Raw genomic sequence first — 12,277 nt, forward strand, 5'->3', positions numbered from 1 at the left:
TCCCTATTTTTCAGTCAATTTTCTCAGTTTTTCTGGCAATTTAAACTCGCCTCGACTACGCGAAAGCTCTTTAACAACTGGTGAGTTGATTGGCCCTTTGACCTCATAATTGACTTGGGTAAAGACCTCAACCACAGGTGCAATCACGGTCGTAATAGCTAGGACATACAGCGCTGTTTGCGGCGTCACCGCAAAAGCCGTCAAGACGGGAATTCCTGATGTGATGTCTGGTACAAAATTCACCTCAGCATCGACGGTGCGGCTATTGAGATCCGCTAAGCCTTTAATGGTCATTTCACCGGCAACAGCATCCATTTTGATGTTGTTGGTAACAAAAATCCCTTGCGAAATTTCACCACTGCCCGTAATTGAGTTAAAGGCCATTCCTTTATCAAACACGTCACTAAAATCGAGCTGCATTTTACGGATAATGGAATCTAAACTGAATAATCCGAGTAAACGAGCGGCACCGCTGACATCAGAAACTACCCCTTTACCCATAGTAGTCTCTATCTTGCCTTCTAAGCTGTCGATCTTCATTGACCAAGGCGCGCCATCCCATTCGGTTTGACTCGACATTTCAAATGGCGCTCTTTGGATACCAGAGCTAATGCCAAAGCGCTCCATCAAATCGCTATTATTGTCACCTTTCATGGTGAGATTCAGTTGAGTATGGCTACGCTCATCACCTTGTGCATCTTTATTCAACGTCCAAGCACCATTGATAGTCACTTGGTTTGAACCACTACTGATATCAATCTTCTTCCATTGCAAAGTATCACCTTGCCGTTGGAAGTCCATATTCATCTTGCCCACCTTGTAACCCTGCAACCAAAGATCATCAATGGCCAAAGTTAAGTTTGGCACCAATCGATGAAACTGTCGGTCAAAATCAGTAATAAGCGGCTCAGACTGGCGATCTTGATCAACCAACAGTGATTTTTTGGAGCTGTCCTCCAGCTCAGGAATGTAAACGTGCAAGCGTTCAAGCGAGACGGACAAATCATAAGGTTCAATATAACTCGCTTGACCTTTTGCTTCTTGGCTCTCGAGCTGTGCGTACCAACCGAGATTTTTACGTCTGGCATTAAAATCAACATCGTGCCATTCAATTCCCGCTAGTAGAAGTGCTTTGACGTTGATGTCCACTCTCTCTGGTGGTGGGATCTCGGGAGTATTCATCTCCGCTAGAGCTGATTTTTTCTTCGGCTGAGGCTCGTTGGCCAAACTCAACCATTCATCCAAATTAAAGGTATCGCTGCGGATCTGCGCATGGTGGCCAACCACTGGACTGATTTTGAAATTGCCGCTCCCTACTATGAGATTGGTGGCCGTCAGGCGTGGTTTTTTCGATGTGATATCGATTTCAGCTTGGTATTTCGCTTGTGGTAATTGTAGACGAGCGGTGATCGACTCTTGGTTACCCGACGCTTGCAAGTGGGCTTTGCCTGCCACGTTGAAGGCTTTTTTTAGCGGGTAAGGGTAATCACTTTCTACCATTTTTAAATCGGCTAAGGTGTCGATTTGATAAGTGAAACCGACATCATTGAGCTGAATATCAACGCCCATTTGCCAAGGAGCATGCCCTTTTAAACGGTTTAGCCAGCGCTCACCGACAAAAGGCGTCAGGGGTTTAATATCCCAGTCTCCCACCACATCAATATTCACCGCGTAACCTTGGCTGGCATTTTCACCTTTAAAATCAATCGCGATCGGTTGAGTCAGCAGATCAGCCGACAAACCGGCTGCCGTCACAACGTCATTATCAAATTCAATTTTGCCAGAGACACCCTCAAGCACCATTGGCGGTGCATCAATTTCCACGTGGTTATTATTTAAATTCGCCCAACCCCACGCTCGGGGTTCCTGCTCACTATCAAAAGGAATACGAAGCTGAAATTCAGATTGCACTTCGCCACTGACTTGGATCGCCGTTAACGCCGCTCCCACCGAATCCACTAAAGGCGTTGAGGTCATATAGTCGCGTACGGCATTGCCTTGGGCTGTTGCACTGGCTTCGATTTCGATGTGTCCACCTTCGGCTAGTTCAGGTATTCGCCCTGTGATCCGCTGGGCAGTGACATCCATTAAGGTCGCAGAGTGTGAATCAAGGTACATCGCATCGTTTTCAAACAGCAGATCGAGTTGCAAATTGGTGATCGGCGGCCACGCCGTATCAAAACTAAATTTCGCCTCTTTTAAACCAACCCAAGCTTGGAATACACCATTGTTTTGTTGGTAGGGAAAATCGCCAAGTTCACCATACCAAAGCAGTTTAGCAGTGTTGGCTTTACCGCCTTGAATCGCAGTAGAGAGATAGTCTGTTAACTTGCGCCCCAATGCTAAGGTGGGCAAATAACGCCAAGTTTCACCTGCATTGTATAAGTCCGCTTCCGCATAAAATGAAAGTAAAGGGCTGCGTTTTTCAGGAAAATCGAGACGAAATGATCCAAGCACTTGTAAGTCAGGCGTCGCCGCAGTCACTTTACTGGCCCACAATGACCAGCCATCGTCTTGCTTTTGCCACACAACATCGGCTTCACCTTGACGAATATTCAATGGTGCTTGGAAAACATCACCATAAGGTAACACGTCATCAATCAGCGTCACTTTGGCGCGGGCACACTCCATGCTACCTGCAATGGAGGCTTTGAGATGGTGTACTTGTGGCAATAACTGCCATTGCGCCATGGCGCCATCACTGAGTTCAGCCGAATAACGAAGCGATTGCAGGCTATCTCCTTTGCTGAGCCGAATATCTTCTAAGGTGCCCCCCAAATCCAATTGCTGCAAAAGCTCGTTCGCTTTGCTGGAATCGGGCATCATTTTCACAAAGGGAAGCAAAGTTTTTATGTCTAACTGCGACAAGTTCAAACGCCATTGCGTCGGTTGCCATTCAAACGCGACATCAAGTTTAGGCCACACTTCGTCATCCGTGCGTAACTGAAGTGAGTAAGCGTTAACTTGCCATCCTTTTTCAATAGGTAACAGTTTGATGATTCCCGACTCTAACAGCAATTCATGCTGACGCTCTTCACCCCAAACCAGTTCAGAGGGCTTAAGTTCGACATAGCCATCTTTAGGTTGGTTATGTTCTAAGGTCAGCCAAGCATTAAAACTCACCTGTCCTTTCTTAATGCCGGTTTCGTCTTTGAGATAACGAGTCAACCACGGGTTTATTTTGATATTGTCAGAGCTAACATAGAAGCGACCTGAAATATCGCGTAGTGAACCATGATCTTCAAAGTTAGCACTCACTAACAGAGAGTTAATACTGGTATCAGCGATACTCACCACGCCTTCAGCTTTATGTTGCTGAGCGTTATTTTTCCACCGAAGACGTTCAATATCTAACTGGCGAATCTCCCCCGCGACAGATTGATAGAAAACCGTCGAGTCGAGTAGCGCAAAATCATCCAATTGCCGCAACAGTAGGTTGTCTAAACGTTGAATGACATTGCCTTGTGTGCGGCTCTGTTGGTTATCTTCAGCCTGTAGCTCAAGCCAGTTTACCGAGCGAATATCCAATTTTAGTTGATGAATACTGAGATCCGCGACCACAGGTTGCATTTGCAGTATTGACTGAATGAGGTCAAATTCAACATCGATTTGCTGCGCAGAAAAGTGAATTTGCGATCCATCAGGTAGCTTTGCTTTTAGCCCCTTAAGTGCAATTGACGGGTGAGTATTACGCCAAAAACCAGTGACCTCACTTAATTCAAATTCAAAACCTGAATTTTGGTTGATCAAGGTTTGTATTTCGCCTTGGAAACGATTCATTTGTGGCAAAAACACACGCAAGGTGGTGACAGCAACAGCCAGCACCACTAGCACGCTAACGATAAACCACAATACTATTCGCCAAAGGCGCGTAAAAGTTGAGATCACAAAGGCCCTACTACATCATCACAACGTCAAATTGTTCTTGAATATAAAGTGGCTCCGCTTGGATACGCACTTCTTTTCCAATAAACACTTCCAACTCAGCAAGAGCATGAGACTCATCACCTTGCAAGGTTTCTGCCACCGCAGGGGATGCGTAAACCACAAATTTATCCGCATCGTAAGCACGGTTGACACGCGTGATTTCACGTAAGATTTCGAAACAGACGGTTTCAACGGTTTTCACACTGCCGCGGCCTTCACAGGTTGGACAACTTGAACATAACACGTGTTCAATACTTTCACGGGTGCGCTTACGCGTCATCTCCACCAAGCCTAACTGCGTAAAACCATTAATATTCGTTTTGACGCGATCTTTAACCAGGGCGGCATCTAAGGAGTTGAGCACTCGCTTACGGTGCTCTTCAGACATCATATCGATAAAATCAATAATGATGATGCCCCCTAAGTTGCGCAAACGTAACTGACGGGCAATCGCTTGGGTCGCTTCAACATTGGTATTAAAAATGGTTTCTTCGAGGTTACGACGGCCAACAAACGCGCCAGTATTGATATCAATCGTGGTCATGGCTTCGGTTTGGTCGATGATAAGGTATCCACCAGACTTGAGCTCCACTTTACGCTCGAGAGAACGCTGAACCTCGTTTTCGGTGTCGTACATATCAAAAATAGGCTTGTCACCTTCATACAGTTCAAGCTTATCGGTTAACTCAGGCACAAACTCTGAGGTGAACTCTTTGAGGTTCTCAAATTCAAGGCGCGAATCGACTAAGATCCGCGTCAAATCGGTGCCGACAAAATCTCGTAAAATACGCTGAGCTAAACCCAATTCGCCATACAGTGTCGAGCGTGTTTTGTATTTAACTCGACGCTCCAACACTTTCAACCATAGCCGTTTAAGAAAGGCGGCATCTTGTGAAAGCTCTTTCTCATCAGCCCCTTCAGCGGCGGTACGAATAATGAACCCACCGTGCTCATCACAATAATGAGACACGACTTTTTTGAGACGATCACGCTCTGATTCACTTTCAATGCGTTGTGAGACACCAACATGACTTGCGCCGGGCATAAAAACGAGATAGCGCGAAGGTAGAGTAATATCTGTCGTTAAACGGGCGCCTTTAGTGCCTAATGGATCTTTGACCACTTGCACCACGATATCTTGGCCTTGACGAACTAGCTCTGAAATATCACGAACTTGAAACTGCTGTTTTTCGTTCTCAGCCACACATTCAGTATGAGGAACAATGTCAGAAGCGTGAAGAAAAGCGGCCTTGTCTAAACCAATATCGACAAAGGCGGCCTGCATTCCGGGAAGAACTCGGCTGACTTTTCCTTTGTAAATATTGCCCACAATGCCGCGTTTCGCTTCTCGCTCAATGTGGACCTCTTGAAGAACTCCGCCTTCAATCATCGCCACTCGAGTTTCACTCGGGGTGACGTTTAGTAGCAACTCTGCACTCATGAGTACACCTCAATGTTTTTAATTATATAAATTCGTGCAAGAGCTGGTCAGTTTCGAATAATGGTAATCCTACAACAGCGTAATAACTGCCTTCGATCTTCGTTACAAATCGTCCACCCAATCCTTGAATGCCATAACTGCCAGCCTTATCGCAAGGTTCACCCGATTGCCAATATTGTTCTATATCTTCATCTGACAAAGGTTTAAACCATACATCCGTCGTTACCACGACGGATTTAGAATGATCATGTGTTGCTACGGTTACGGCCGTCATCACTTGATGTTTTGTACCAGATAAGCTGCGTAACATCTGTTGTGCTTGAGCAAAATCAGCAGGTTTTTCAAGTACTGTTTCACCTTGCACGACTATGGTATCAGACCCAATAACTATCGAAGCAGGGTTGGATAAAGCAACACCAGCCAGTGCCTTATCACGTGATAAACGTTCAACATACGCTGCTGGGGCTTCATGCTCATTACGGCACTCTTCAACGTTGGGCACCACAATATCAAACTGATAACCCAGTTGAGTCAGTAACTCTCGTCTTCTTGGCGAGCCAGACGCTAATACAATTTTTTTATTCATCATCTAAGGTGCCAGTGGCGTCGCACACGACGAAGCAGTAGGAACATCCAAGGCCATAATATGCAATTGATCATACCAACCCATAGCGAGAGCGGGTTAAATGTCACATCTTGAATTAAATATTCGCCGCAGAAGATCAGCACTTCAAGCAACATAGATAACACGCCAATAATTACGGCTTGTTGCCATAACGCCATATTACGCAGCACTAAGAAGTTAATCGCCACTAAGTAGACAACAATGGCCATCATCATGCCACGAATGCCCAATGTTGAACCAAGCAGCAGATCCCATAACAAACCAAGGATCAAAGCCGACCCTACGTTGACTCGATGCGGCAACGCTAAAACCCAATAGCATGTCACCAGCAGTAACCACGATGGGCGCAATAGATCCAGCTCACCCGGCCAAGGGATAGTTTGTAAAACCAGAGCAAAGAGAAATGATGCACCAATCACCAATTTACTTTTCACGACACTACTGGCCATCGGTTGCTTCCTCTAACATTTTCTCTGGCGTAACTTGCAATACTTTCTGCTGCCTATCTTCGTTAGGCCAGATCAACAGCAAATAGCGTAGACGATCAAAATCCACCACGGGATCGGCGGTGATCGACGCAAATTCACGCTGGGTATCTTTGTCGACCACCGAAACGTGTGCGACAGGATAACCTTCAGGATATACGCCCCCTAAACCTGATGTGACGAGCAAGTCACCTACTTCAATATCGGTGCTGGTGGGAATGTGTTCCAATTGAATACGATCCACCTGGCCATTCCCTGAAGCAATCACTCGAATATCATTACGAATAATCTGCACTGGAATCGCACTATTGGTGTCAGTCAACAACAACACCCGGCTGTTATGAGCCGCCACAAAAGTCACTTGGCCAACAATACCTTTGTCGTTAATAACGGGTTGCCCTTCGTAAACGCCATCTGTTCGCCCTTTATCAATCACAACTTGGTGACGATAAGGTGAGGTATCGACCGCCATCACCTCAGTGACAACCTTCTTTTCATCACGAACAAAAGAAGATCCAAGCAATTTACGTAACCGCTGGTTCTCTTCGCGGTATTGATCAAACAAGATCAAATCACTTTTCAAGGTGATCGCTTCTCGTTTTAAACGTTGATTCGATTCAATCAGTTTTTGATGAGTGGCGAATCGCTCATACAGATCATCAAACATACTGCGCGGTAAATCCGCCATGTATTGAATGGGAGCCACTAAGCTATTAAGAAAAAAACGAACGTTGGAAAAAGCACCTAAACGACTATCAGCCAGCATAAGACTGGCTGATAAAATCACGGCAAAAAAGAGACGTAGCTGAAGAGATGGTCCTCGACCAAATATTGGCTTCATTCTATAAAAATCCTAGATGTCATGATGGGAGCTTTACGGCTCCCAAAGCCATTATTCTTCGCTAAATAGGTCGCCACCGTGCATATCGATCATTTCCAACGCTTTACCGCCACCAAGGGCAACACAGGTTAGAGGATTATCGGCAACCACGACTGGTATTCCCGTTTCTTCGGTCAAGAGGCGGTCGATATCTTTGAGCAGCGCTCCACCACCGGTTAATACCATACCATTTTCTGAGATATCAGAAGCAAGCTCTGGCGGACACTGTTCAAGCGCAACCATCACCGCAGAAACAATACCGGAAAGCGGTTCTTGCAGTGCTTCTAAGATTTCATTGGAGTTAAGAGTAAAGCTACGAGGAACCCCTTCAGCAAGGTTACGACCACGAACTTCAATCTCCATCACTTCATCGCCGGGGTAAGCCGAGCCAATTTCATGTTTGATTTTCTCTGCGGTCGCTTCACCGATTAAGCTGCCGTAGTTACGACGCACATAATTGATGATCGCTTCATCAAAACGGTCACCGCCGATACGCACAGAGGAAGAGTAAACCACACCGTTCAAGGAAATAACGGCAACTTCAGTCGTACCACCACCGATATCGACCACCATTGAACCCGTTGGTTCAGAAACACGCAGACCAGCACCGATGGCCGCCGCCATAGGCTCATCAATCAAATACACTTCACGCGCGCCAGCACCGAGTGCTGATTCACGAATCGCACGGCGTTCAACTTGGGTTGAGCCACAAGGCACACACACTAGAACGCGAGGGCTTGGTTTGAGGACACTGTTGTCATGCACCTGCTTGATGAAATGTTGCAACATTTTTTCGGTCACGTAGAAATCCGCAATCACGCCGTCTTTCATAGGACGAATTGCAGAAATATTCCCCGGCGTACGACCAAGCATCTGCTTAGCGGCATGACCGACAGCAGCAACGCTTTTTCCACCACGACCTTTATCTTGGCGAATAGCAACAACGGAAGGCTCGTCGAGGACAATACCTTGTCCTTTAACGTATATAAGAGTATTGGCGGTACCTAAATCGATCGATAGATCGTTGGAAAACATGCCACGCAGTTTTTTGAACATATTCTTCGCTCGTCCTGCAAGAATTAGAAGATAGAAAATTGCACTAAATGTACCAATGCCTTGCGATCACAGCAAGGCGTTGACGCATAAACATGGACTGAAACACGCAATTTCTAACAGATTCCTAACTTAGGTAGAAAAATCTCCATGAATTTGTGTGAATTATCCGGTTAATTTTTTTCACGCCACCAGATTACCCGGTCGCTGCCTCGGTACAATCCAAACTGTACTCGGCCTGAGACTTCATTTTCAAACGCGCTATTTTGATCATTGTAGGGACGCAACCAAGGCAACCCATGAGCATTGAGATCAAGCAAAGTATCAATGAATCCTTGATGACCCGCTCCCGGAGCCGTAAAGTTGATATTAGCGGCACCCAAGGCGAGCGTTTGACTGACTAAAGTAGGATAGACTTCAGGAGCCCCACCGGAACCTAAAGTTAGATCGGTCGGCGTTAAAGTGAAATTCGTAAGATCTGGTAACCTTGTACAGCTATCAAAGCTATTAGTAACAAAGCCATTGGCAGTGAAGTATTCACTCGTGATTGGCTGACTTAACGCACTCGTTTCTGGGCCGTAAGTGTCGTGGATCACCAGTTTTCCCCAGCGCAATTTCATCTCATCATCAATATCTGTAATCGTATAGTCTATGCAAGGACTGCTGGCCGTTTCGCGGTAGCAAACTCCATCAAGATCTGTAAGATCGGATGCCAAGAGGGTAAGATCTAACTTGCTGTTAAAAGGCACTATTGGTTGTGGTGGCTTTTGGTAGATCAATATCTCCCCAGAGAGTTCAATGCGAGAATCAACGCCATTGGCTCGGTTCACACTCGTCAAATCGCTATCAAAGCTGATTGGTAAACTATTCACAGTATCGTTATATATTCGATTGTCCCACTGCCGATCATAACGCCACCAAGCACTGTCGAAATAATTGACCGTTTCACTGCCTGACGCGGATTTTGGGTGTAAGTAAATACCCGGATTTTCTTTATATCCAAACGGTTGTCCTAAATAACTGAACGATTCGTCATTCGGAGAAGTCACCTCACACTCAGCCTGTAAGCTGGTCACCACCGAAGAAGGAGAAAAATAGGCTGGGATAAAACGACCTATCGGGCCCGTTGAGGCAACGGCAATCGGCAGATTCTCACTCGCTAAATCGAGTCCAAGATACGTCGTTGGCGCGTTCAGCGAGAAATCAAACACCCCAACCTCACTCACTCTTTGTTGTACAGTCGTCGAGCTACCTAATTGGTGATCATATTCAACTTCACCGAGAGCACCGGGCACGCCTGTCGCTGGTGCGATTAGAGTATGTTTAAGCTCAATGTTTGCTTGTTGATAATTTGTCACTACTAAATTGTTAGTGAAATCATTATCCTCAATCGGTGCCTCCGCAACCGCTTTGATATTGAGATTAAAGTTTTCATCCGCCCTAGCAAAAATATCACAGCTAATATCGGCATTAGGACACGCTCCACTAACACCATAATAACTGGTCGCGCTGAGTACTAAAGCACGAGGAACTCGTATAAAAGTCGTTTGACCTGTTAGTTGCAAATCTTGCTCATCACCACTTCCCGTTAAACGGGCATTCAAAGCCAGGCTGCCAGCCTCACGATAGGAGACGTTAATACTCGCCTCACCATTTTGGTTGAAATTGAGCACCACTGGCGTCGCAGTATTGGATGACTGCCCTACCGCCACACTATTCACACCAACCGATAAAGCTCTAAAACCTTGCCCCCCATTAGGGCTCAAGTAATCACTCCAAAAGGAAACGGGTTTTTGTACATTTTTAAAACTAGGCAAACACAGTTGTGAAGCGTTATCTTTTCGTACCGCTTTAATGGTCCCAGTTACCGATTGATTGGCATAGGAATTAGGCACATCCAAAATGAAGCCACTATCAACGAAATTAAGTGTACAATTTTGGGCAGAATACCCCCCACTACCATATCGACAAAGATTGGTCGAAAAAGGTTTCGCACTAGGTACTGAGCTCTGAACCCCCACAGTTACATTCCCTGCACTATTTTTACGAAGCTTCAGATTAGCAATACCATTCGTCATATTAACTTGGGAGCCACCTTGCCATCCACCGCCAGCAGAAGGCAATGAATTTGGTAGTAAAGTCGCGGTGATCGGCTGTTGGTAAAGCTCACTACAACTGCTATTTGCACAAGCTTGTATTTGTACATCAGCGGCGTTGCAAGTTAGCCCATCTGACGATGGTAAAGTAAAACGAAAATGATCAACCTGCTCCCCCACGTCACGAGACTTCAAGGCACAAACCTTAAAGTTTTCAATCTCATGGTTATTAACAGAAGCCCCTGTTGAGCCTGCAAGAGAAAGTAAAAACTCTTCAGGTGTCGCACCTTGATTAGGATTCGATAGCACATTAAACCAATCGATAACTGTCTGCATATTGCCATTCACCAGACGATCCACACGAACATAAACCGCGTTATTATTTCGTGAATCGATAGTGATGAAATAGCGATGCCCGGGACCTGGCCCTGGAAAAGAACAGTTACCGCCCCACCATTGACAAGTACGACGTACATCCAGCTTGGGGTTCAAATTAGCGGCAGTTCCCACTAGATAGCGATAACTTGCGGCTTCAGAGCCTCGAATGGCAACGGCTTGGCGACGAAAACCAGGCCCTCCGACTCTTCCCTCTGTTGGGTTGGAATAATTTCCCCATTCATCCAAACCAACCCCAAGCCAACCTCCAGCAAAACCCGGCTTAATTGGATTGGAACTTGTGGTGGGTGCATACCCTAAAGAGCCGCCAAAACCACCCGTTCTAGGGATAATCTCGGCATCCGAAAAAATAATCGACACCCCATCAGCACCATCACCGGTTAAATTCGCCCACGCATAGTAATCAAACTCAACAGTAACTAAGTTGCCAGCCGCTGGGAAAATTCGTTGATAAGTCACTGCGGTTGCTTGGTTATTCTGATCCTCAGTTAAGCGTAAGCGATTACTAATCAAACTCGGCGTAAAGCTACCAGTACTAGTATAAGGGATCCAATTCTGACCAAGCGAGGAGCGGTTAAAATCATCCTCAAAACAAGCATAGCCTTGCTGCTCATTTTGATTGATCTGAGTATTCCCCTCCATCATTAATCGGCGGCTTGTCGTACGGCCATTGATTGTGGCAGAGTTATTCAGAGCTAGAGTGTTACCTATGTAAACATAACCATTAACTTGTGTATTACCATTCAGAGAAAGATTATTAAATCCAACGATCGTTAAATTCCCCGCACCAGAAATATTGATATCTGAACTATTCCAGCTAGAACTATTTTTTATAAATAGCCGAACATCGCCTTCTACTTCAACAATTGCATTGGAGTTTAACTGTAATGTTTCAATCCAATAGTCACCCGACGACAACACAAGAGTTGCGCTTGAGCCCATATCTAAAGACTTTATTTTATATTCAGACAACCCTGAAAATTGAAGCGTGCAGCTATCGTATAGTTGTAGTTTTCCTATATTTGATTGGTTCAATACAATGCTTTGTCCACTATAACACCAGTTGATTTGGTTATTATTATTACTGGAATTTTTGAATGCATTCCCACCGCTTAAACTTAAGGAAGCCACACCTCCCCCTGTAACTTGGCAAAACTGATCATCACAACGAGCATTTTGGCGTTCAGAAATATTGTTGATGGAACAAAATGCCAGTGGGTCACCCGCTGTTCCCGTAATCTGTGAGTATCCGTATTGGATAAGTTGAGGATTTGGAGAGCTTGCACAACTGCCCTGACCTTGGGCAACGTGAGGAAAATAGATAGAATTATCAATCTGCTGGAAAGCCATTACACTTGTTGCAGAGATAGATAG

7 protein-coding genes are annotated in these 12,277 nt (G+C 45.5%); all 7 read right to left on the reverse strand.

Annotated elements, in window-relative coordinates:
- Positions 1–3: 3 nt before the first annotated feature.
- Entirely contained in the window at positions 4–3,888 is a 3,885-nt protein-coding gene (locus tag AACQ42_RS01145) for a YhdP family protein (protein ID WP_094166184.1), read from the reverse strand.
- A 10-nt stretch (positions 3,889–3,898) separates the two neighbouring features.
- Positions 3,899–5,368, reverse strand: coding sequence for a ribonuclease G (gene rng / locus AACQ42_RS01150; protein WP_019281135.1), 1,470 nt, complete (start codon positions 5,366–5,368; stop codon positions 3,899–3,901).
- Between the two features lie 22 nt (positions 5,369–5,390).
- Positions 5,391–5,957, reverse strand: coding sequence for a Maf family protein (locus AACQ42_RS01155; protein WP_088731599.1), 567 nt, complete (start codon positions 5,955–5,957; stop codon positions 5,391–5,393).
- Complete coding sequence (gene mreD, locus AACQ42_RS01160; RefSeq protein ID WP_013857872.1) at positions 5,954–6,442, reverse strand: rod shape-determining protein MreD; 489 nt, start codon at positions 6,440–6,442, stop codon at positions 5,954–5,956. Before mreD ends, AACQ42_RS01155 begins: the two co-directional genes overlap by 4 nt.
- The gene (mreC, locus tag AACQ42_RS01165; RefSeq protein WP_013857873.1) at positions 6,432–7,319 is read right to left on the reverse strand and encodes a rod shape-determining protein MreC; all 888 of its coding nucleotides are present in this window, start codon (positions 7,317–7,319) and stop codon (positions 6,432–6,434) included. The genes mreD and mreC overlap by 11 nt, the downstream gene beginning before the upstream one ends.
- Positions 7,320–7,370: 51 nt before the next feature.
- Entirely contained in the window at positions 7,371–8,414 is a 1,044-nt protein-coding gene (locus tag AACQ42_RS01170; RefSeq protein WP_013857874.1) for a rod shape-determining protein, read from the reverse strand.
- Positions 8,415–8,584: 170 nt separating this feature from the next.
- Positions 8,585–12,253 carry a DUF6701 domain-containing protein gene (locus AACQ42_RS01175; RefSeq protein ID WP_254918603.1) on the reverse strand — a complete coding sequence of 1,223 codons (3,669 nt, stop codon included), beginning with the start codon at positions 12,251–12,253 and terminating at the stop codon, positions 8,585–8,587.
- Positions 12,254–12,277 lie beyond the last annotated feature (24 nt).

This window comes from Vibrio sp. V12_P9A6T4, from assembly GCF_963874835.1.
GTDB classification, from domain to species: domain Bacteria; phylum Pseudomonadota; class Gammaproteobacteria; order Enterobacterales; family Vibrionaceae; genus Vibrio; species Vibrio anguillarum.

Bases quoted from the DNA above. Each gene is read 5' to 3' on its own strand.
- rng (WP_019281135.1), bottom strand. From the start codon at position 5,368: ATGAGTGCAGAGTTGCTACTAAACGTCACCCCGAGTGAAACTCGAGTG.
- AACQ42_RS01155 (WP_088731599.1), bottom strand. From the start codon at position 5,957: ATGATGAATAAAAAAATTGTATTAGCGTCTGGCTCGCCAAGAAGACGA.
- mreD (WP_013857872.1), bottom strand. From the start codon at position 6,442: ATGGCCAGTAGTGTCGTGAAAAGTAAATTGGTGATTGGTGCATCATTT.
- mreC (WP_013857873.1), bottom strand. From the start codon at position 7,319: ATGAAGCCAATATTTGGTCGAGGACCATCTCTTCAGCTACGTCTCTTT.
- AACQ42_RS01170 (WP_013857874.1), bottom strand. From the start codon at position 8,414: ATGTTCAAAAAACTGCGTGGCATGTTTTCCAACGATCTATCGATCGAT.
- AACQ42_RS01175 (WP_254918603.1), bottom strand. From the start codon at position 12,253: ATGGCTTTCCAGCAGATTGATAATTCTATCTATTTTCCTCACGTTGCC.